The following is a 21,089-nucleotide window of genomic DNA, read 5'->3' as shown; positions in this document are numbered from 1 at the left end:
CGTGCTGATTATGAAACCGGCAAAATTTGATTACTATCGACCTAAAGATGTTTCAGAAGCCCTTTCTTTGCTGGAATCCAGCGGTTTTGACGGCAAGATCATAGCGGGAGGACAGAGTCTCGTTCCCATCATGAACATGAGACTGGCCACCCCTCAGTGTTTAATTGACATTAACAGCTTGCATGATTTGAATTTTATCGATAGCGATGATCAAACATTAAAAATCGGGACGATGACACGGCAAAATACGGTGGAAACCTCTGAACTCGTGAAAAGCCAATGCGGATTGGTAACGGAAGCGGTCGCACATATTGGACACCTTCAAACGAGAAACCGGGGAACGATAGGTGGCAGCATCGTCCATGCAGATCCGAGTGCAGAACTTCCCCTCGTTTTGATGGCGCTCAATGGCACACTTCACATTTCTTCAGAGGAAGAAACGAGAACTGTAAAAGCGGAGGACTTCTTCCTTACGTTTCTAACGACAGACATGATGCCAAATGAAATGCTTACTGAAATTCATCTGCCCATATGGAAGGGACGAGTGGGCTCTTCTTTTCAGGAAGTCGCGAGGCGCCATGGTGACTTTGCACTCGTAGCTGCCGCCTGTCAGCTTGAACTTGACGCGCATGACAAAATTTCGGATATCCGGCTGGCGCTTGGCGGGGTCGAGGCTATACCGTTATTGATCGAGGATGCAAAGGAACTTCTTGCGGGCGAAAAGATAACGGACCAAGCCGTACAAAAAATAGCCGAGCTCGTGGGCAGTAGTGTAGAGCCCGAATCGGACCTGCATGCGTCGGCCACGTACCGTACACAATTAGCGAAGGTCTTAACGGCCCGAGTTTTGTATCAAGCATACGAGAGAGCAAAGGGGTGAGCAGCATGTCCTTAACTGAAGTAAATGTAACGATCAACGGCAAGTCGTATTCAGAGTGGGTAGAACCAAGGATGCTGTTGAGTGATTTTATACGTGAAACGTGTGGACTGACGGGGACTCATGTAGGCTGCGAGCATGGTGTTTGCGGGGCCTGTACGATCAACATGGACGGTTTGGCGGTAAGGTCCTGCTTGATTTTTGCGGTACAGGCGGATAACTGCGAAATAACAACCGTCGAGGGTCTTGCCTGCAGCGGAGAGCTGACAGCGCTTCAAAAAAATTTCATAGAATGCCATGGTCTGCAATGTGGTTTTTGCACCGCTGGCATCTTAATGTCCATCACTGATTTTTTGGAAAAGAACCCGCAGCCATCGGTTAAAGAAATCAAAGAAACCCTTTCAGGACATTTGTGCCGGTGCACAGGCTATGAAGGGATAGTGAAGGCTGTAGAGAAAACGGTTCAAGACAACAATAAAGAAGTCTTGCAAAGGAGTTGAATCCATGAACCTCGGAACGTTGCTGGAATTTGCAGTTGAGCGCTTCCCGAACAAGGATGCTGTCGTTCAGCAAGATCAGCGTTTATCCTATGCGAGGCTGAACAGCCAGGTTGATAGGCTGGCAGCCTCCCTTCAGCGCATCGGAATAAAACAACAGGATCGTGTGATGGTTTTGTTAAAAAACCGTAGCGAAAATGTGATTCTCTATTGGGCGCTGCAGAAAATGGGTGCCATTTATACACCGATAAACTTCAGGCTTTCAGCAAAGGAAGTAGAGTATTGCTTTAACGATGCGGAAGCGACCGCAATCGTGTATGAGGATGCCAGCCAGGAGGCGGTGTTAAAAGCAAGGTTTAATGAAAGGCCAGTCTATATTGGGCTCGAGGGTGTACAAGGGGCTGATATTTATTTTTCCGAGCTGATAGAACGGAGTCCTGGGACGTATGACAGACCAGTCATATCGGATGAAGATATCGCCCTAATGCTCTATACTTCGGGAACTACCGGAAAACCAAAGGGTGTTCCAAGAAGCCATAAAAATGAGTACTCTGCAGCGCTTGCCCATATTATACAAAATCATTATACAGAAGGGGAAAGCACGCTCGGAACGATGCCTCTCTACCACACCATGGGAATGAGGTCGCTGCTTTCGATAACCTTCTTAAATGGGAAGCTTGTCATACTTCCTGATTTTGACGCGAAGGATGCGCTGGAATTGCTCACGAAGGAAGCTGTTACCTGTTTGTATCTTGTGCCAACTTTGTACCATGACATATTAAAACATCCGAAATTTAGTGATTATGATCTTTCGGCCCTTAAAAAAATTGGATATGCCGGGGCTTCGATGACTTCTTCCCTTACAGAAAAATGTATTGAGCAGCTGAAGCCTGAGGTGTTCGTAAATCACTACGGAAGTACTGAGGTGTACACCTTTACCATCAATTCAAATGTCTTCGAAAAACCATGTTGTGCAGGCAAACCAGGGTTTCATCAAAACATCAGGCTGGTAAGAGCAGACCCGGACGGACTTTCAACCTGCGAAGAGATCGTAGGAAAAGATGAAATCGGTGAGATCATTGTCAATTTACAATCAGTTGAAGCGTTCAAGGGATATTGGAACCGGCCAGATGCGACCCAAAAAGCGATTCGTGACGGCTGGTATTTTACAGGAGATCTTGGTGTGCTGGATGAAGACGGCGATCTGCATGTCGTCGGCAGAGTGGACGACATGATCATCTCAGGCGGCGAAAACATCCACCCTCTGGAAGTCGAAGACGTCATCTCCGAGCATGAGAATGTAATCGAAGTCGCCATCGTCGGAGAAGAAGACGATAGATGGGGACAGATTGTATCAGCGTTCGTCGTTCCCGCCAGCCATACTGTCTCGATTCAAGAGCTGGACGAGTTCTGCAAAAACCATCCGCAGCTCTCCAACTACAAAAGGCCGCGAAAGTATGTATTTGTTAAGGAAATTCCGAAAAGTCCTGTCGGAAAAGTGTTGAGGCGGAAATTGCGGGATGGGGAATTTGAATTGTTCAAAACAGAAAAAGTAGTTTAATTTCTTGAAATCGAAAGGGGAAAACAAAATGACAACCACTACTCAATATGATCACATCCGTGTAGAAAAGAACAGGGAAACACACACAGCGACCATTTTATTCGACCGCCCGGAAAAAATGAATTATATCAGTATGCTCGCCAGGAAACAATTTGCTGAGATCTTTGAAGAATTGAACGATGACGAAGGCGTACGTGTCATCATTGTAAAGGGTGAAGGCGACAAGTGTTTTAGTGCTGGCGGAAGTATTCCTCAGTTCATGGAAACTCATCCTGAAGAATTGTCCCGTTTAAGAGTGAACGTTGCCGCACCAGAGCGTTCCCCGAAGCCCGTCATCGCACAGCTTCAAGGATATACATTTGGGGTAGGCTTTGAGATTGCCATGGCGTGTGATTTCAGAATCGCTGCTGACGACACCCTCCTCGGGTTGCCGGAAATGAATTTGGGCATGATTCCCGGAAGCGGAGGGACGCAGCGTGTGGCACGGGCTGTAGGCCTTACAAGAGCAAAGGATATGATCATGAGGGCAAGAAGGATACCTGCTGAAGAGGCGTACCAATGGGGATTGATTACTAAGGTTGTGGCGAAAGAGGAGCTTGACAATGAAGTGGATCAACTGGCGGCTGAGCTCGTACGGTTTTCACCACTTGCTCAGCGTGTTTGTAAGGAAGTATTGAATGCGGCTGAGGAAGGCCCGTTAAGCACCGGGTTAGAAATCGAGGGAAGAGCGTATGGCATGCTCAGATGCACCGATGACTTTAAAGAAGGTGTGGATGCATTTGTAGAGAAAAGAAAACCGAATTTTACCGGAAAGTAAGTGAACAAGGTGCAAGTAATCCCGTGTCCCACGGGATTACTATGCTTTTTCATGTACTTTCTATACTTTTAATAGACTGAAAATTCAGTCTTAAAAAGGCTCATCCAAGCTAAGTCATGTTAAAAAACTTTAGTATTGGAGGAAAAAACATGTCAAGTGCAATACCTTCTGAGGTTGTTCAGAAGTCAGAACAGCCTAAAGTGAAAAACAGGCAAATGGTTTCTGCAACAGCAGCTTCCTTATTGGGCTGGTCCTTTGATTTATATGATCTTTTTATTCTTCTGTATGTTACACCAACGATTGGAAAGCTATTTTTTCCTACAGCTAATCCAACACTGTCCCTGGCAGCCGTTTACGCTTCTTTCGCCGTCACGCTTCTCATGCGGCCGCTTGGATCCGCCATATTCGGATCGTATGCCGACAAGCATGGCAGAAAGAATGCCATGACGGTGGCGATCATCGGTGTTGGTATTAGTACAGCAATTTTTGGTTTACTCCCTACAGTACCGCAAATCGGTTTTTTTGCAGCCCTCCTGTTTTTATTGCTGCGGCTCGTCCAGGGGGTCTTTGTGGGAGGGGTGGTCGCCTCCACCCATACCATTGGAACAGAATCGGCGGCTCCTAAATGGAGAGGATTAATGTCTGGCCTTATCGGCGGTGGAGGCGCTGGACTTGGTGCATTGTTTGCTTCCATTGCTTTTACAATCGTTTCAGCTCTGTTTCCCGGTGAAGCCTTTGATAGCTGGGGCTGGAGAGTGATGTTCTTTACAGGTATTTTAGGAGCCGTTGCCGGCCTTTTTGTGTTTCGGACGCTGGAGGAATCTCCGTTATGGGCCGAAATGAAAACGAAAAAAGACTCAAAACAAAATATCGACGAACAAAAACCGGTTAAATCGCTGTTTACGACATACTCCCGTGTACTTCTGGTGAATTTAATGATCGTCATCGGTGGCGGTTCGGGATATTATCTCACTGCCGGGTTTATACCAACTTTCCTGAATGTTGTGAATAAAGTATCCGCTACAACGTTGTCCGGTGTGCTTATTGCGGCCAGCATAGCTACCATCATATCTGCACTGATTGCCGGCCATCTGAGTGAAATCTTTGGCAGAAAAAAGGTATTCCTTGTCATCGGTGTATTGAATGTGATCGGATTGCCTTATTTTTATCTATCGCTGGCTAATGCAGCGTCGGTTTCTTCCATCTACTTTTATGTCGTATGCCTTGTGGTATTAGGAAATGCGGCATATGCACCCGTCTTGATTTTTTTGAACGAGCGCTTTCCGACTTCCATCCGGTCGACAGGCACTGGCCTTTCATGGAATATGGGCTTCGCTGTCGGTGGAATGATGCCTACCTTTGTTACCCTGGCGAGTGGCTCCGTTGAAAACATTCCCCATACTTTAATGTATTTTGCGATTGTGATCTATCTGGTTTACATCATCGGAAGCGTTATCATTCCAGAAACGAGAGGCAGACTCCACTAGCAGAAACCAAGACTTTGGAAACGAAGGGAGCTTTAATTGATGTCAACCATCATTCATAAAAAGATACCCACTTATTATAATTTTGCAGGCGGAGAGTGGTCAGAATCGACTTCTAAGGAGCTGATAGAATCGTTTAATCCGGCGACCGGAGAACTGGTCAGCTATTCGCAAAAATCGACTATTCAAGATGTATCCCAGATTATAGAGTCTGTACAGCATTCCTTCCTGACAAGTGATTGGTCAATGAATCCTAAGCGCCGTTATGAAGCGTTGCATTCGTTGGCCGAAAAAATGACAGAAAAGCTGGAGCACCTGGCTCTCATCCTCACGATGGATCAGGGAAAGACCATTCGCGAGTCGCGGATCGAGCTGTCAGGCTGTATTGATACACTGAAGTATTTTGCAGGAGCCGCACGTTCTGTCTTTGGCCGTTCCATGCAGCTTGAACCCGATAATTTTGGTGTGGTTGTAAAAGAGCCGGTAGGCGTGGTGGGAATCATATCACCTTGGAACTGGCCCGCGTTGCTCATGATTCGTGAACTCGCACCTGCTCTTGCTGCCGGTAATGGAGTCCTCGTCAAGCCAGCAAGCCTTACTCCTTCAATATCCGTAGAGATCTTTAAGCTCATTGCTGAAATTCCTCATTTTCCAAAAGGGATCGTCAGCATCGTGACCGGTCCAGGAAAGTCCATTGGAGCAGCCATGGCAGCCAGTGACAAGATCGACATGATCAGCTTTACGGGGGACACCTCTACTGGCAAGTCCATCATTGAAATGGGAGCAGGAAATGTCAAAAAAGTAGCACTCGAACTTGGCGGGAAATCTCCGAACGTCGTCTTTGAGGATGCAAATCTTGATAAAGCTGTTCCGGTCATCGGCCGTTCCATTTTTATTTCCGCAGGCCAAATCTGCATGGCCGGTTCCAGGGTGGTCATTCATGAATCCATTAAAGACGAAGTGGTCAAACGTCTAAAAGAATACGCCGAGCAGCTGCGGGTGGAAAACGGGCTTCTGGAAACGGCTGATATGGGGCCGTTGGTCTCACAAAGCCAATTGGACCTTGTTGAAGAGTATTGTGAAATCGGCCGGAAAGAAGGAAGAATCATTACTGGCGGCTACCGAAAGACAGGCGAAACATATGATCAGGGCTTTTATTTCACTCCTACCATCATTGATGGGCTCATGGCCGGCAGCCGCGTGGTCAAAGAAGAAATTTTCGGGCCTGTTCTCGCTGTTCAGACATTCTCAACGGAAAAAGAAGCGCTTCACATTGCGAATGACAGTGATTTTGGCTTGTCCGCCGGTGTATGGACATCGGATCTCAACCGAGCGGTACGGATGTCCAAAGGGATCAAAGCGGGAACCGTCTGGATCAATACGTACAACAAAAACTTTCCTGAAACAGAATTTGGGGGTTACAAGCAGAGCGGTTTAGGAAGGACAAGGGGAGTGGATGGCCTGATGGAATATTGCGAGACGAAGCATGTGCATATTGAAATGGACCCTTGTGAGGGGGCTCCTCTATGAACATGAGTTCTCTAGTAAAACAGACAAGGCAGGACTTCTCCTTTCATTTGCCTACGCGGATAGAGTTCGGGTATGGAAAATCCTCCCGCCTTGCGGAGAACCTCGTAACTCTTGGTGTGAACAGGGTTTTTATCGTCAGTGATAAAGGGGTGGAATCCGCCGGATTATTGAGCGGAATCATTTCATCGCTGCAAGATTCAAAGATTGTCAGCGAGCTCTATCTAGAGGTAGAGCCTGATCCGAGTCTTGAAACGATTGATCGTGGAGCCGAGTATTTTCTATCGGGGCACTATGATTGTCTCGTTGCAGTAGGAGGCGGAAGTGTCATAGACACTGCAAAAGGGATTAGGATTGTAGCAAGCCAGGGCGGCAGCATCCGCGATTATGCAGGAGTCGATAAGATCGTAAGCTCCTCAGCTATTCCGCTGCTTACGATACCAACCACATCCGGGACAGGGAGTGAGGTGACTATCTTCGGTGTTTACTCAGACTGGAAGAACAATGTAAAAGTGACCGTCACCAGCCAGCATATGGCTCCGACTCTTACTATTGTTGATCCTGAACTGACCATGGGGTTACCACAAAATATGACTGCAGCCTCCGGAATTGATGCTCTGGCCCATGGAATCGAAACCTACTTTTCCTTACGGTCGTGCCCTGCATCCGATGCACTGGCCACTGAAGCGATTACCACTGTCGGTTCACACCTTAGACAGGCCGTTGTGGACGGAAAAGATAAGGAAGCACGAATTGGAATGTCGCACGGAAGCTTACTGGCAGGGATGGCGTTTAACAACGGCTTCCTTGGGCTTGCCCACGCCATTGGAAGTGCTCTTTCCGGTCATTGCCATGTTCCTCACGGAATAGCCATCGGCTTGCTCCTCCCCCGCGTCGTTGAGTTCAATGCTCAGGTGTGCCCACTTAAAGCGGCTAAGATTGCGCAGTTGTTGGGGGTTGAGGGAGAAGACGAAACACAGTTGGCCGGTCAGGCGGCTAAAGCAGTGGCTTTCCTGGTGCGGGAAATTGGACTGCCTACCCGGTTGAAGGAATTAAACGTCCCTGAGGACAGGCTCGCTGCAATTGCAAGGGACTCTTTTCAAAGCGGGATGATGAGGTTTAATCCCCGTCAGCCAGCAGAGGCTGACGTTCTGGATCTGTTAAAACGAGTTTACTAGAATTCACAAATAAAACGGAGGCGGTTTTTAATGAGCGATGATTTGATTCTTAGTTTGGAAAAAAGTACAGACGAGGTAGCCTGGAATTTATACCGGAAAGCGATACGGTTTGGAACGTGGGATCCTGCTGAGATCGATTTAACCCATGACAGAGATGATTTTGAAGCACTTGATCAAGACCTGAAAGATTATCTCATTCACTTTTGCACCGGATTTCTTGATGCAGAAGAGAATGTTGCCTTAAAATTTTGTCCCTGGATCATGCTTGGGGCATCCACCCAGCAACAAGCCTTCCTCAGTACTCAGTTGTTGGAGGAATTCAAGCATACCGAATTTTTCCTTCGGTACTTTGAAGAGGTACTCGGCATCAAACGTATACATGGAGTGCAAAATCTCGTTCAGCAAAAGCTGGATGAGCGGGGCAAAATGATGCTCAATGCACTGGAAGGCAGTATAGAGGAACGCGAAGCTGCCCTCGTTGAAGGATTGACTCACTACCAGGGAATCATTGAAGGTGTACAAGCCATGGCGGGGTACGATGTATTTGAGGAGGTTTATGGAAGTAAAGGCCTCCTGCCCGGGTTGAAAGAAGGCTTCAAACGTATAAAAGAGGATGAAGGCCGCCACGTCGGCTTTGGGCTTCGCATGTTAAAGCTGCTCGCAAGAAATGAAAAGCACGCCAATAGAATACGAGAGATTTATAGTGAATATCTTCCCTACATTTTGATTCGTTACGATCAGCCGGTAGTGGTTAACGGACGCGAGGTTCCAACCCCGGTGGAGGTGAACGGCCGGCAGCGGGTGACGAAGCTTTTTGAAAGGCGCCTGAAGGACATATTCGGAGTGCCATCCATGAGTTAAATAAGGAGGGAATCGCTTGGTGACAGCCAGTGCCATAATCATAGGAATGGTCATTTTGTATGTGCTAGCCACTGCTTTTCTTGGACTATATACGAAGAAATTCTCAAAAAGCTCGGACAAATACATGACAGGAGGAAAAGCTTTCGGCCCTTTTATTATCGGGGTCTTGATGATGTCTGAATTCATAGGCACAGGCTCTACGATCGGTACCGCGCAAACCGCTTTTTCTCAAGGAATCTCGGCTTCCTGGAACTTAATCACACTCGCGTTTGCTTTCGCTTTGTTTGCCTACACACTGGCAAAAAAGTTCCATGAGCGTGGAGAGTATACCATTTCTGGGGCTATATCAAAAACTTACGGAAATGGTGCGAGAACGATTACCTCAGTCATTATGATTTATGCCCTAAGCGTGGTTAACGTATCAATGTACGCGGGAGGGGCGGCGACCTTATCTGGGATTATGCACGTCCCCCATGCGATGGCAGCAATTGTGGTTGGTGCAGTCACAGTTGTTTACGTTACCTTGGGCGGAATGTTTGCGGTTGCTTATACCAACCTTATTCATGCGTTTTTTAAATATTTGGGATTAATTCTGGCAGTCTCGTTCGGTTTAACTGCAGCAGGCGGTTTTTCAGGTCTGTCGCTGCAGCTAAAGCCAGCGATGTTTGACTGGACAGGCATTTCATGGCCAACCATTATTGCATGGACCATCGCCAACATTGGCTCTATTTTTTCTACTCAATACATCATTCAGGCGGTTTGCTCGACCAATGATGATGCCAACGCAAAAAAAGCAAGTATTTACGCTGGGCTGTTCGTAATTCCTGTAGGAATCATGGCCGCTCTCATTGGGATGACAGCCTCTATATTGTTTCCGAATATCGTTTCTTCCGAGGCTTTTCCGATGTTGACTACCCTTATGAACCCTTTCCTTGCGGGTCTTGTGATCTCCGGATTAATCGCCGCGGTTTTTGGAACAGTGGCAGCCTCAACTATTGGAGCAGCTGCCCTATTGTTAAAAGACTTTTATAGTCCGCTCTTTAATAAAGAAGGATCAGACAAAAAATCACTCAGGTTTTCAAGAGTGGCGACCATTGTGATGGGTCTTTTACCTATTCCTTTCGCCATTTTTACCCCGGAAATACTAAACACGATCTTTTTTGCCAGGGCACTCCGTACAACCATCGCCGTTATCGTGGTTTTGATGTTTTATTTTCCCCGTTTCAGCAGCGGAATAGGGGCTGCCCTTGGAATGATATTCGCTGTAATTACAACAACATTTTGGTTTCTTGCAGGAAACCCGTTCGGTATCGATAACATTTATATCGCTGCTTTTGCACCTCTTATCGTAATGGGAATCGATCATTTTTGGCGAAAAAACAAAACTGTGGTTCATGAGGAAGGTTCAAAAGAAAATAACGGCCACCAATACAAGGTGCAATAGAGATAAGGGGGAAAGGTGTAATGAAGGCAAGAACATTTCGTACATGGCTAGCTCACCTTGAATCGACAGGGAGGCTGGTGGCCATCGATAAAAAAGTGAGTCTGGAGTATGAGATCGCTGCTGTCGCAAAGAAACTGGACGGTAAAAAAGCGGTATATTTTTCAAATGTTGAGAACTATGGGATGCCTGTCGTTTCGGGGATATGTTCTACAAGAGATGACTTTGCTGAAGCATTGGAAACAGACCAATATGGAATCATTCCAAAATTCACTGAAGCGGTGACTTCACCAAAAGCATGCAGAAAAGTGAGCAACCAAGATGCCCCGGTAAAGGAAAATATCATCACCGAGAACATCGATTTGCTTAAGACCTTTCCCATTCCCGTCCACCATGAGATGGATTCTGGAAATTACATTACCGCAGGCCTGTTCATTACCCGTGATCCTGTGACCCGAAAACAAAATGTATCCATTCATCGCCTGCAGATTTCTGGAAAGGATAAACTGGGAGTACTTTTGCTGCCGAGGCACACCTTTCATTTGTACAAACAGGCAGAGGAGGAAGGAAGGGCGCTCGAATGTGCCATAGTTGTAGGAGTGGATCCTGTGACACTTCTTGCTTCACAGGCGAGCACCCCATTCGGGATAGATGAGCTGGAAATCGCCAGTGCTCTGCGATCAGAACCGCTTGAGACCGTTCGTTGTGAAACGGTGGACATTGATGTGCCTGCCTATGCGGAGATCGTTTTAGAAGGTAAAATCAGCCGGAAGGACCGTTTGGGGAGTTCCCTAAATATTACGGCCCGCGGAGTGACAAGGAAATTGTTCAGCTAACCGCCGTGTCACACCGAAAAGACCCGATCTTTTATACGATTATCCCGGCTGGATACGAGCATCTCCTGCTCGGGGGCATTCCACGTGAGGCTAGCCTCATTCAAAGTGTCCGCCAGACTGTGCCTTCTGCCGTTGCGGTTCACATGAGTCCAGGCGGGACATGCCGTTATCATGCGGTCGTATCCATAAAAAAGCGAAACAAAGGTGAAGCTAAGAATGCCATCCTCGCTGCCTTCGCAAACAGTTTTGATATAAAGCACGTGGTTGTCGTCGATGAAGATGTAGATATATTTAACATGGAGGAAGTAGAATGGGCAATCGCTACTCGTTTCCAGGTGGACAAGGATTTAGTGGTAGTAGAGGGGGCGCAAGGCTCAAAACTCGATCCGTCCACAAATGACGGGTTCGGATCGAAAACGGGATTTGACTGTACAGTTCCACTTAACAGTGAACCGATGCAGTATAAACGAATTTCCATTCCGGGATACGCAAATATGGACATTCAGGAGTACCTAAACGAAACATCATCAGGGGTAAACTCAGAGCATCTTGAGCATGGCAACAGGATTATGCATCGTAAACTTTCAGGAAGGATTCCTTGACCAGCTGATCAATGACAGCTGGTCTTTTGTCTCTACCGTTACGTTAATAAGTCAACGGGAAGAGGAATGCTAACTCCCAGCAGCTTTTTATTATAAACTTTTCATTTACAAAAATTGATGCGTACTTTAAGGAGGATTGTTCATGCATTTAGATCTGATGGGAAAAATTGCACTTGTCACAGGTTCTACATCCGGAATTGGCAAGGCCATTGCGATGTCTCTGGCAGAGGAAGGAGCCCATGTTATCATCAACGGACGCCGTGAGGAAAAGGTGCAAGAAACGATAGCGGAAATTAAAGAGTTGCATCCCGACGCTGTATTATATTCAGCCGCAGCCGATCTCGGAAAAGAGGAAGGATGCGAAAAAATGATGAAGGAATTCAATGATATTGACATATTGATCAACAACCTGGGCATTTTTGAACCGAAGGAATACTTTAATATACAGGACGAAGACTGGTTTAAGTTTTTTGAAGTCAATATCATGAGCGGTGTCCGGCTAACGCGCAGGTATCTGAAACAAATGATTGAAAAAAAAGAGGGAAGAGTGATCTTTATAGCTAGTGAGGCAGCCATTATGCCGTCTCAGGAAATGGCTCATTATAGTGCTACCAAGACGATGCAGCTTTCCCTATCCAGAAGCTTGGCAGAACTTACATACGGAACGAAGGTAACGGTCAATACGATTATGCCTGGTTCCACTTTAACGGAAGGGGTCGAGGCCATGTTACAAAGCCTTTATCCTGATCAAAATTTGACTTTGGAAGAGGCCGAAAGAAAATTCATGATGGAGAATCGGCCCACTTCCATTATTCAGAGGCTTATTCGCCCCGAAGAAATTGCCCACCTGGCGGCTTTTTTAAGCAGTCCGCTCTCATCAGCCATAAATGGAGCTGCCTACCGGATTGATGGGGGGCTAGTTCGGAGTGTTTTTTAAGTTCAAACGGATTTTTTACTCTCATAAAATAAAATCAAGAAGCACAGAATAGGGGAAGCAAGGAAAACTGCACTCTTTTGGTGGAGTGAGCGGAATGGAGTTAAACCATGAGGAAAGATTGTGATGTTTCATCACTAAAACAACAGATTGTCGATATCCTCCAGCATATTAACCTTGAGATTAATCAATTTATAATCTCTTTGGAGAGGGAGAGTTATTGTCTTTTAGGCAATCTCGAACAATTAAAAGGACAAATCGAACAAACACAAACCGCAGCAGCATCATTTTATTTAAACTGTTATTTGTCTCCCTATACAGAAAAATACCTTGAAATTTCAACTTGTATCCAGCATCTTTCCAGTCAAAAACATGGAGCGCTGATCGCCATCGAACGGGAACAGCCCTTGGAGACGATGATCAGTGCGGGCAATTCGATCGGAGCAACATTAACGTTTCCGTTATTAGAGTCCATTTTTTATCCAGGAAATCCTCTTCATGATGGAGCGGTGTTAATTCGAGGTGACCTTATTATTTCGGCTGCAAACGTACTTCCCTTATCCAAAATCCATTCAAGTTCAAAAAAACTGGGAACCCGTCATCGAGCAGCAATAGGATTGACCGAGATCAGTGATGCACTGGTACTCGTGGTATCTGAAGAAACGGGCAGGGTTTCGTTCGCTGTGGATGGAAAGCTGTATCCGATAAACATGTCCAGTTCAATCGTTTAAAGTATAGGCAGTGCATCAAAAGCAGACCATCCGTCTGCTTTTTTATTTGGGTCTTTCTGTCGGTTTTCTCTTTTGACGATACGAAACGCAAAAAACTGCCCATTTCTGGAGTATAATTGACTTGAGACCTTAACAAGTACTGGGGAGTGATTGGATGATTTCAGATTTAATTGGAGAGCCGGGAATGGAACCTGTAGTTGGAATGCTCTACTCAATGGTAGACGGAAATTACAAACGGTTAAAAACAATTGTTGAAGCTATGTCACATGAGGAATTAGATTATAAAGGTCCGAACCAAAAATATAACAGTACGCGCAGTTAGTAAGGCACTTAGCATACGTGGACCTCAAATGGATATTTAGAATCAAGGGTGAGGCGGTGCCGAGGGAACTTGAAGAGAAATTTGGCCCTAGTTTAGATAAAAACGACCAATAGCCGCAGCTGAAAGGGATTTCTCTGGATGTGCTCATGACGGATTATGATCATGTTGTACAGATGATTAAATCAATGTGTTATCAGTTAACAGACAAACAGTTACATCAAACCGTTGAATATGAAAATGGCTACAAAGCCACAATCCAATGGGGTATTTGGCATATCGCAGACCATAACAGATATCATCAGGCTCATATTAACCAACTGCGTAAATGGTTTAGCCAAGAATCAGAGACAAGAGAGGATCAACATCATGAAAAAAGGGATTTTACTATTGGTGGCGGCAACCCTTCTTTGGGCAGGTAATTACATATGCGGCCGGTATTTAGCACCGGCCATGCCAGCAACTTTATTAAACACTATCCGTTGGGCCATTTCAACGGGGCTCCTGTGGGGATTACTGATGCTTAACAAAAAACCACTACCGATCATTTCTAAATGGAGAGAATTTGTAATACAAGGGTTTCTTGGCATATTCGCCTTTTCTACATTAAACTATTTAGGTCTTAAATCGATTAGCGCATCACAAGCCGGGATGATCTCAGCAGGTATTCCGATTACCATCCTGCTATTCACTCCCATATTTCTTAAAGAAAAAATCAAATCAAAGGCATGGATTGGAGCGGCGGTCTCAATTATCGGCGTGATTCTTTTGGTTCAGGGAAAACATGCAGACTCTTCTCCCGGTTCAATTGTTGGAGAAATTGAAATTCTGTTATCATGCTTCGCTTGGGGAATGTATACTGTTCTGGGCAAGAAATATGGCAGAACGATAGACCCTCTTACAATGACTGCGGGAGCCGCTTTTTATGGGACGATTTTTAGTGCCATAAGCTGTATGGGAACGGTCCATCCTAATATGATCCATATGACAACTAATGCATGGATTTGTATTTTCTACGTGAGTACATTTGCTTCAGTTATTGCTTATTTTTCTTGGAATGCCGGAGTGAAAATTGTAGGAGCAGGGCGAGCAGCGCCCTATATTAACTTACTCCCGGTCTGGACTGTTTTGCTGGGTGTTCTTTTGCTGCAAGAACAAATATCCTTCGTCACACTTTTAGGCGGAATCGTTACCATTTTGGGAGCGGTGCTTGCTAGTTTATGAGTTTGTATCAACGTGAGAGTTCTTGCTGAGACCGCAAAAATCCATCAACTTGAACTGTATTATATGACCAAGCTTAAAATGAAGCCCTATTACTTTTCTTACAATTTTTTGTCTGTTGCTGTCGAGTGATAAGTGGTATAGTTTAAAAAAGAAAGCGGTTTCCAGTAGTTTCAAAGCCTGAAAGTGATGACGAAGCCAAAAAAGGAGCGTCTAACACTAGTACATCATGAGGAGGATTTAACCATGTCTCAATCCATTGATCGCGCAAAGACGCGACGCATTACGGGTAACATCTTCAAAGGTTCGGTTGGAAATCTGATCGAATGGTACGACTGGTATGTCTATTCTGCTTTCGCTGTGTATTTTTCTGCAGAGTTCTTCCCGAAGGGAGACCCGACCAGCCAATTGCTTAACACGGCGGCGATCTTCGCCGTAGGATTTCTGATGCGGCCGATTGGAAGCCTGCTGATGGGCCGCTACGCCGATCGTCATGGCCGGCGTGCCGCACTGACGCTTTCCATTACTATCATGGCCGGTGGGTCTCTGATCATAGCCTGTACTCCAGGTTATAGCACCATTGGTATAATAGCACCTATTATTCTGGTTCTCGCCCGCCTGCTTCAAGGGTTGTCATTAGGTGGAGAGTATGGAACCTCGGCAACTTATCTGTCAGAGATGGCCAGCACTGGCCGCCGCGGATTCTACTCAAGCTTCCAGTACGTGACACTTGTTGCCGGACAGCTAGTGGCTCTTGGTGTGCAGATTATCCTGCAGCAAGTGCTCAGCGAATCCGATATGATGTCCTGGGGCTGGCGTATCCCATTCGTCATTGGAGCAATGGGAGCCTTGGCTGTACTGTGGCTGCGACGCACGATGGACGAATCGGAGCAGTTCGAAAAAATGGACTCTGAAAACCGAGAAAACGCAGGGACCATCAGGGTTCTAATGAAACACCCCAAAGCGGTGCTGACAGTGGTGGGACTCACGCTTGGCGGAACGGTCGCGTTCTATACCTACACGACATATTTACAGAAATTCATGGTGAATACTGTGGGCCTCCAAAAGGAGGTCGTCAGCTGGATCAACTTTATTGCTCTGCTAGTATTCGTCGTGCTTCAACCGCTCGCCGGCATGCTGTCTGACCGTATCGGACGGCGCCCTCTATTGATTAGTTTCGGTATTCTTGGAACATTGCTGACAGTGCCGCTGTTCATGATTATGGAGCAGATGAAGAGTCCTATTATTGCTTTCTTGCTCATGATGGCAGGACTGATCATTGTCACCGGTTACACATCCATCAATGCGATCGTGAAAGCCGAGCTTTTCCCGACTGAAATCCGAGCCCTAGGCGTGGGTTTCCCTTATGCACTCACAGTCGCAGTGTTCGGCGGGACGGCGGAGTTCATCGCATTATGGCTGAAGAGCATCGGAGCCGAGTCGCTTTTCTATTTCTATGTAGCTGCTTGTATCGCAATAAGCTTTATCACCTACTGGCGAATGGGTGAATCTTCGAAGGTCTCCCAAATCGAGGCCGAGCTGAACGCTGAAAATGACCAGCTGTCTGTGTAGACAGTTAATCTTGTAATTAAAGAAGAGGAACATGTTTTTAAAAGCACGCTGCCGGCGTGCTTTTTGGCTGTATCGGTCTTTATGGCTCAAGATGAAAGTCTTGAAATACAGCGAAATCTATTAAAAAAGTAACGACTCCCTATCTATTTCCAAAATCTTTCAATCCTTTTACAGTTTAAATAGAGCAGAAGCAGCACTCAACATCGTCTAAATAGTTTAATAATCCAAGTAAAAGGAGTGGCAGGTTTGAAAGGGAAAAAGATTTTGTATTGGGTTCTGTCTTTGGTATTAGTTGGGTTCTTGGGCCATACGGTATATGACACAGGCCAACAAGGAACATTAAAAGCTCAAGAAACGAACGCATTGAAGGGACAATTCCACCTTGATGATGTTGTGAAAATTTATGTCCCATCTACCTATGATGTAGATCAGCCCATCGATAATACCCCGTTCGTGAATCGGTCTCTGGAAACATTCTCTAAGATGTTTGGAGGGGCAACAGCTATTGAGGGAACAGGGGCCTGGATAGGTGATAACGATCAGCTAATTAAAGAAAAAGTCACCATTGTGTATAGCTTTGCTAAAAAGTTGAACAAGAAGAAAATTAACGAAGTAGTAGCTTATGCAAAAACTTTAAAAGAAGAGATGAAACAATCGTCCGTTTCCCTTGAAGTGAATGGCAAGATGTATTTCATTGAATAAGTAAAGCAGTATTCATCATCGAGCCGACAAGATTGTACCGCGGTTGTACCAGAGTGTTGCGCTGTTTTTGACGTTTTTGTCGAAGCCAGCCTTATATTACTTCCTCAATCAAACGGTTTGACGTAAAAAAGCGAAAACACTAAGATCGAGCTGCCATTTAGGCGGCTTTTCTTATTAACATACGTTCACAAGAAAAATCTTATCTATAAATAATATTGTAAGTGGGTTTTACAACTCCTTTTGCATACTTTTTCGTGTCCACTAACTTTAATTGAAAACATGGCTTTACACTGCCGAATAGAGAAATACCTTCACCGACCATGATTGGATTAATCTTCAGCACTAATTGATCATTGATTTTGTGCCCTTAATAAACTTACAGCCATGCCCCCGATTTGCCTTCCTAATTTCAACCCTTCATCATTATCTACGTTAAAATGAACGCCGGCGTACAAACGGGATAAAGCGCATTCCCCCATTGTGTTTTTTATTCCGGATGCTTCCTGCGGAAAGAAATAACTTAAGACCGTTTCTGCACATCCTGCAACAGTGGCGTGAGCAGAAGGGTACGATGGGAACCGAGGTGTAGACAGCAATGGAGATAGGTTTGTGCCATATTGATTGGGACGTGCCACATCCCAAAGATACTTAAAATACCACGACATGACAAAGGCATCATTAACCGCAGCGTGAAAATATGCGAGTACTCTGGCAATAAACGGGGAACCCAGCTGGTATTTTTGGGCGTAATTGTAAATCATAGGCGTCATGTTCTGCGTGGCTTCGACCATACCCCAGTATTGTGCGAGTTGTCTTTGCTCAGGCGTTATGGATAATAAAGTTCGTTCTACAATCGTTAACTCAAATCCCCAATCAATTTCATTAGGATTTTTAATTTGCCAAAGGATACGCTGTTGAAAGGGATCCAGGAACCCATTGTTGGTTTGCCTTAAAATAAAAAACATTGGAAAATATGCTGGTTCAGGATTCTGTTGAGGCGGGGTTTGCTCTCCAAAGTAAGGATGTTCTGACCATCTTCTGTAATTTGTTCTCATTCGATAACCCCTTCTATTTTTTCTTATTCTTTATGAGTAAGAGCAATAAAATATAACAATAAGTGTTAAAGACCATCTGATATAACAATGCATGCTGGTCCTTTTTTAGCGAATAGTCGGCAAGAATGGTCTGCGTGGTGCCAAGAAAATGGGAGCATTTGTTTCAACTGGAGCTTGTAACGCTGAAAGAAATCGCACAGCATGATTTATTGCTGACAAGGCGTATTTCCGGCCAGGGGATGTATGACATGATCCTGGAACAATTTGAAAAAAATGGACATCACCCTAATGTCATTCTGGACTGTCCCGACATCTCTACGATTCTTACGCTTGTATCCGCCGGCATGGGAATTACGATCATTCCTAAATCAGAAATCGGGGAAGTTTAAAACCATGCCATTAAGAAATCGTTTCCACTGACCAAACCCTGCAGCGGTCTGGCTTAAGGATAGGTATATTTCCAAGGCTGGGAAGCAGCTTCTTAGCATGCTGGAGAAACAAGATAGCATTTAGCCATGTTAAAAGGGCAACCAATTCCTGTAGATAAGGAGGGCTGCCTTTATCATTAGAGCCTTATTTAATCCAGCGCTCTAAATTTTCTCTTTGTGATTGATCAGGTACTCGGTCTTCTTCCATATATACCATTTTCCAAGAGTATAATAGTTTGTGAGATTATCTTCCGAAAGAATGTTAAGCACCTTCAAAAAATGAGATAATTCGTGGATGAAAATATAAAGCGGGAGGGATCATGATGGGGAAGGTTTATTTAATAGGGGCTGGACCGGGGGATCCGGAGCTACTGACAATGAAGGGATTAAAGTGCATTAAAACGGCAGATTTCATCTATTACGATCAGCTGATAAATAGCGAGATGATTACATACATCCATTCGAATGCAAAACGAGGGGTCTGTATCCCTTATGATAAAGATGGGATGGAAACTGGTGGAATAAGAATGGAACTCTTTCGGCATACAGAGGATAGTAAGACGGTCGTTTATTTAACGAAGGGGGATCCCTTTTTGTTCAGCGGTTGTGAAGAAACGGCATATGACCTTGCGGAAAAAGGAATTGTTTTTGAAGTAGTTCCTGGTATTTCAGAGGGTCTTGGAGCTGCTGCCTATATCGGAGTACCCGTCACCCACAGGGAGTATGCATGCTCTTTTGTCTTCCTCTCGGCATCGAAGCTTGATGATCATCCGGATTCCTTACGTTCGATTGCGGCAAGCTTCAATACTCTAGTCATCCAGATGGACCGGAACTGGCTTTCGACGGTTCAGGACAAGCTGTTGCAGGCAGGCTGGGCTGCCGACACTCCCGTTGCCTACATACAGGAAGCAACAACAGCTGATCAATATTGCTGCAGAAGTCTATTGAACTCCACGCAAAAGATCGCAGGGGATGAGAAGGTGCATTTTCCTGGTATTCTTCTAGTTGGAGATGTAGTTACGTTTAACGACAAGATAAATTGGTTCAATCCAGATAACAAACAGCTTCCGGCGAGTGTGGCAGGCTCCGGTTTATAGGCAAAAAAAGAAGATGACGGCAGGCAGGCCAATAGAGGAGCCCACCTTTCCGCCATCTTTTTATTATGGATTTATATTTTAATAGAGCTTTTGTTCATCGCCCATGTTTTCTTCCAGGAGTTCTGAGCAGTCATTAACATGAAAAAGGCGAGGATCCCAATCAAAGAGTATACGTTAAAACCGGCCGCGTAGCTTCCAGAAAACTCTTTTAGTGTACCTAAAATAATCGGAACGAAAAAACCGCCAACTCCTCCGGCCGCTCCTACAATACCGGTGATGACCCCGATTTCTTCTTTAAATCGCTGAGGAACAAGCTGGAAGACAGCGCCGTTCCCCATACCTAGACACGACATTCCTGCAAACAATAGAACGGTCACAAGGAATAAGGACGGCAGCTGGCTAACTCCCAGCATGCATAGCGTTACACCGATCAATAAATAGCTTAATAACCGTACCCCGCCGATTTTATCTGCAATCATTCCTCCGATCGGACGAACAAAACTGCCGGCAGCAACACAGAAGGTAACAAAGTTTCCTGCAGCGATACTGGACAAGTGGTACTGATCCACGAAAAAGATACTTAGGAAGCTGGTCAATCCTACAAATCCCCCGAAGGTCACACAGTAAAGAAGGCAAAAATACCAGGTATCTCTTATCTTTAAGACAGTTAAATAGTCCTTTACTGGCTTTGCAGGAGGCTGTGAAGGGGCATCCTTGGTGATCAATATATAAAGGGTGAACGTGGCCAGGAGCGGGATTAGTGCGAGCCCCATCACACCGTTCCACCCAAACTGTTCTGCGAGCCGCGGGCCAAAAAGGGTAGCCAATAAGGTTCCGCTGTTGCCTGCACCTGCAATTCCCATCGCAGCACCCTGCAGATGGGGCGGATACCAGCGGCTTGCCAGAGGCAGCGCGGCGGAAAAACTTGCTCCCGCTACCCCTAATAATAATCCGATTCCATAGAGTTCAGCGAGATGAGTACCTGACAGCCAACCCCACAAGAGCGGCAGCATAGTGACAATCATCCCCCCTATCGCTGTTTTCCTTGGTCCGATTCGATCGGTTAAAACGCCGAATAATAGTCTGAATAATGATCCGCTGAGTATGGGTATCGCAACGATAAGCCCTTTTTGAGAAGGGGAGAGACCAAAGTCCTTCGTGATATAAACCCCTAATGCTCCAAGCAGTACCCAAATCATGAAGCTCACATCAAAATACAGGAAGGATCCAATCAACGAGGGGGCATGTCCGTTATTTCTTAAGTCCTTTAACTTCATTCATATCACTCCAATCTAAGGTTTCTCTTAGTCTACGCCGGTTAAAATTGATTTGCAGTTTTAATGGAAGAA

At 45.5% G+C, this 21,089-nt stretch carries 19 protein-coding genes and 3 pseudogenes; 19 read left to right on the top strand and 3 right to left on the bottom strand.

What is annotated here, in order from left to right; all coding sequences use genetic code 11:
* Window positions 1-10: 10 nt before the first annotated feature.
* The 17 genes and pseudogenes from QYF49_RS08810 (at window position 11) to QYF49_RS08735 (ending at window position 17,160) form a co-directional block, all read left to right on the top strand.
* Window positions 11-880: an FAD binding domain-containing protein gene (locus QYF49_RS08810; protein WP_290399251.1), complete on the top strand. Its 870-nt coding sequence runs from the start codon at window positions 11-13 to the stop codon at window positions 878-880.
* Window positions 881-885: 5 nt separating this feature from the next.
* Window positions 886-1,377, top strand: coding sequence for a (2Fe-2S)-binding protein (locus QYF49_RS08805; protein ID WP_290399250.1), 492 nt, complete (start codon window positions 886-888; stop codon window positions 1,375-1,377).
* A 4-nt stretch (window positions 1,378-1,381) separates the two neighbouring features.
* The gene (locus QYF49_RS08800; protein WP_290399249.1) at window positions 1,382-2,935 is read left to right on the top strand and encodes a class I adenylate-forming enzyme family protein; all 1,554 of its coding nucleotides are present in this window, start codon (window positions 1,382-1,384) and stop codon (window positions 2,933-2,935) included.
* A 28-nt stretch (window positions 2,936-2,963) separates the two neighbouring features.
* Entirely contained in the window at window positions 2,964-3,752 is a 789-nt protein-coding gene (locus QYF49_RS08795) for an enoyl-CoA hydratase/isomerase family protein (RefSeq protein ID WP_290399248.1), read from the top strand.
* 149 nt (window positions 3,753-3,901) lie between these two features.
* Window positions 3,902-5,239 (top strand): MFS transporter, encoded by a 1,338-nt coding sequence (locus QYF49_RS08790; RefSeq protein WP_290399247.1) that lies wholly within the window; start codon window positions 3,902-3,904, stop codon window positions 5,237-5,239.
* 39 nt (window positions 5,240-5,278) lie between these two features.
* Window positions 5,279-6,766: an aldehyde dehydrogenase family protein gene (locus QYF49_RS08785; RefSeq protein WP_290399246.1), complete on the top strand. Its 1,488-nt coding sequence runs from the start codon at window positions 5,279-5,281 to the stop codon at window positions 6,764-6,766.
* Window positions 6,763-7,941 (top strand): iron-containing alcohol dehydrogenase, encoded by a 1,179-nt coding sequence (locus QYF49_RS08780; RefSeq protein ID WP_290399245.1) that lies wholly within the window; start codon window positions 6,763-6,765, stop codon window positions 7,939-7,941. The genes QYF49_RS08785 and QYF49_RS08780 overlap by 4 nt, the downstream gene beginning before the upstream one ends.
* Window positions 7,942-7,971: 30 nt before the next feature.
* Window positions 7,972-8,802: a R2-like ligand-binding oxidase gene (locus tag QYF49_RS08775; RefSeq protein ID WP_290399244.1), complete on the top strand. Its 831-nt coding sequence runs from the start codon at window positions 7,972-7,974 to the stop codon at window positions 8,800-8,802.
* Between the two features lie 19 nt (window positions 8,803-8,821).
* A complete protein-coding gene (locus QYF49_RS08770) occupies window positions 8,822-10,246 on the top strand; it encodes a sodium:solute symporter family protein (protein ID WP_290400403.1) in 1,425 nt (474 codons plus the stop codon).
* A gap of 20 nt (window positions 10,247-10,266) precedes the next feature.
* Window positions 10,267-11,069: pseudogene (locus QYF49_RS25740) on the top strand (UbiD family decarboxylase domain-containing protein); the annotation flags it as partial.
* Between the two features lie 15 nt (window positions 11,070-11,084).
* Entirely contained in the window at window positions 11,085-11,681 is a 597-nt protein-coding gene (locus QYF49_RS25735) for a hypothetical protein (RefSeq protein WP_354005831.1), read from the top strand.
* Window positions 11,682-11,823: 142 nt separating this feature from the next.
* Complete coding sequence (locus QYF49_RS08760) at window positions 11,824-12,618, top strand: SDR family NAD(P)-dependent oxidoreductase (protein WP_290399243.1); 795 nt, start codon at window positions 11,824-11,826, stop codon at window positions 12,616-12,618.
* A gap of 107 nt (window positions 12,619-12,725) precedes the next feature.
* Window positions 12,726-13,346 (top strand): sporulation-specific diadenylate cyclase CdaS, encoded by a 621-nt coding sequence (gene cdaS / locus QYF49_RS08755; RefSeq protein ID WP_290399242.1) that lies wholly within the window; start codon window positions 12,726-12,728, stop codon window positions 13,344-13,346.
* 154 nt (window positions 13,347-13,500) lie between these two features.
* Window positions 13,501-14,087: pseudogene (locus tag QYF49_RS08750) on the top strand (DinB family protein).
* A complete protein-coding gene (locus tag QYF49_RS08745; RefSeq protein ID WP_290399241.1) occupies window positions 14,035-14,889 on the top strand; it encodes a DMT family transporter in 855 nt (284 codons plus the stop codon). The pseudogene QYF49_RS08750 and the gene QYF49_RS08745 overlap by 53 nt, the downstream one beginning before the upstream one ends.
* A gap of 243 nt (window positions 14,890-15,132) precedes the next feature.
* Window positions 15,133-16,458 carry an MFS transporter gene (locus QYF49_RS08740; protein ID WP_290399240.1) on the top strand — a complete coding sequence of 442 codons (1,326 nt, stop codon included), beginning with the start codon at window positions 15,133-15,135 and terminating at the stop codon, window positions 16,456-16,458.
* A gap of 246 nt (window positions 16,459-16,704) precedes the next feature.
* Window positions 16,705-17,160, top strand: coding sequence for a DUF3574 domain-containing protein (locus QYF49_RS08735; RefSeq protein ID WP_290399239.1), 456 nt, complete (start codon window positions 16,705-16,707; stop codon window positions 17,158-17,160).
* A 199-nt stretch (window positions 17,161-17,359) separates the two neighbouring features.
* Here QYF49_RS08735 and QYF49_RS08730 read toward each other — a convergent pair.
* Window positions 17,360-17,524, bottom strand: a pseudogene (locus tag QYF49_RS08730) (dihydrofolate reductase family protein); the annotation flags it as partial.
* Entirely contained in the window at window positions 17,511-18,215 is a 705-nt protein-coding gene (locus QYF49_RS25990; RefSeq protein ID WP_425589559.1) for a vanadium-dependent haloperoxidase, read from the bottom strand. The pseudogene QYF49_RS08730 and the gene QYF49_RS25990, both read right to left, overlap by 14 nt.
* 125 nt (window positions 18,216-18,340) lie before the next feature.
* On the opposite strand from QYF49_RS25990, the gene QYF49_RS08720 reads away from it, so the two are divergent.
* Window positions 18,341-18,604 carry a LysR substrate-binding domain-containing protein gene (locus QYF49_RS08720; RefSeq protein ID WP_290399238.1) on the top strand — a complete coding sequence of 88 codons (264 nt, stop codon included), beginning with the start codon at window positions 18,341-18,343 and terminating at the stop codon, window positions 18,602-18,604.
* Window positions 18,605-18,963: 359 nt separating this feature from the next.
* Window positions 18,964-19,740, top strand: coding sequence for a uroporphyrinogen-III C-methyltransferase (cobA, locus tag QYF49_RS08715; RefSeq protein ID WP_290399237.1), 777 nt, complete (start codon window positions 18,964-18,966; stop codon window positions 19,738-19,740).
* Window positions 19,741-19,811: 71 nt separating this feature from the next.
* Here the strand turns inward: cobA and QYF49_RS08710 are convergent, their stop codons facing one another.
* Entirely contained in the window at window positions 19,812-21,017 is a 1,206-nt protein-coding gene (locus QYF49_RS08710) for a nitrate/nitrite transporter (protein ID WP_290399236.1), read from the bottom strand.
* Window positions 21,018-21,089: the final 72 nt, after the last annotated feature.

The organism is Fictibacillus terranigra, assembly GCF_030412265.1.
In the GTDB taxonomy this organism is placed as follows: domain Bacteria; phylum Bacillota; class Bacilli; order Bacillales; family Fictibacillaceae; genus Fictibacillus_C; species Fictibacillus_C terrinigri.
This window is presented reverse-complemented; position numbering and strand designations above follow the sequence as displayed.

What these genes read in the sequence shown, in the direction of transcription:
- QYF49_RS08760 (WP_290399243.1), top strand. Translation starts at nt 11,824, where the DNA reads ATGCATTTAGATCTGATGGGAAAAATTGCACTTGTCACAGGTTCTACA.
- QYF49_RS08800 (WP_290399249.1), top strand. Translation starts at nt 1,382, where the DNA reads ATGAACCTCGGAACGTTGCTGGAATTTGCAGTTGAGCGCTTCCCGAAC.
- QYF49_RS08805 (WP_290399250.1), top strand. Translation starts at nt 886, where the DNA reads ATGTCCTTAACTGAAGTAAATGTAACGATCAACGGCAAGTCGTATTCA.
- QYF49_RS08810 (WP_290399251.1), top strand. Translation starts at nt 11, where the DNA reads ATGAAACCGGCAAAATTTGATTACTATCGACCTAAAGATGTTTCAGAA.
- QYF49_RS08745 (WP_290399241.1), top strand. Translation starts at nt 14,035, where the DNA reads ATGAAAAAAGGGATTTTACTATTGGTGGCGGCAACCCTTCTTTGGGCA.
- cobA (WP_290399237.1), top strand. Translation starts at nt 18,964, where the DNA reads ATGATGGGGAAGGTTTATTTAATAGGGGCTGGACCGGGGGATCCGGAG.
- QYF49_RS25990 (WP_425589559.1), bottom strand. Translation starts at nt 18,215, where the DNA reads ATGAGAACAAATTACAGAAGATGGTCAGAACATCCTTACTTTGGAGAG.
- QYF49_RS08710 (WP_290399236.1), bottom strand. Translation starts at nt 21,017, where the DNA reads ATGAAGTTAAAGGACTTAAGAAATAACGGACATGCCCCCTCGTTGATT.
- QYF49_RS08720 (WP_290399238.1), top strand. Translation starts at nt 18,341, where the DNA reads ATGGTCTGCGTGGTGCCAAGAAAATGGGAGCATTTGTTTCAACTGGAG.
- QYF49_RS08775 (WP_290399244.1), top strand. Translation starts at nt 7,972, where the DNA reads ATGAGCGATGATTTGATTCTTAGTTTGGAAAAAAGTACAGACGAGGTA.
- cdaS (WP_290399242.1), top strand. Translation starts at nt 12,726, where the DNA reads ATGAGGAAAGATTGTGATGTTTCATCACTAAAACAACAGATTGTCGAT.
- QYF49_RS08740 (WP_290399240.1), top strand. Translation starts at nt 15,133, where the DNA reads ATGTCTCAATCCATTGATCGCGCAAAGACGCGACGCATTACGGGTAAC.
- QYF49_RS08785 (WP_290399246.1), top strand. Translation starts at nt 5,279, where the DNA reads ATGTCAACCATCATTCATAAAAAGATACCCACTTATTATAATTTTGCA.
- QYF49_RS08780 (WP_290399245.1), top strand. Translation starts at nt 6,763, where the DNA reads ATGAACATGAGTTCTCTAGTAAAACAGACAAGGCAGGACTTCTCCTTT.
- QYF49_RS08795 (WP_290399248.1), top strand. Translation starts at nt 2,964, where the DNA reads ATGACAACCACTACTCAATATGATCACATCCGTGTAGAAAAGAACAGG.
- QYF49_RS08790 (WP_290399247.1), top strand. Translation starts at nt 3,902, where the DNA reads ATGTCAAGTGCAATACCTTCTGAGGTTGTTCAGAAGTCAGAACAGCCT.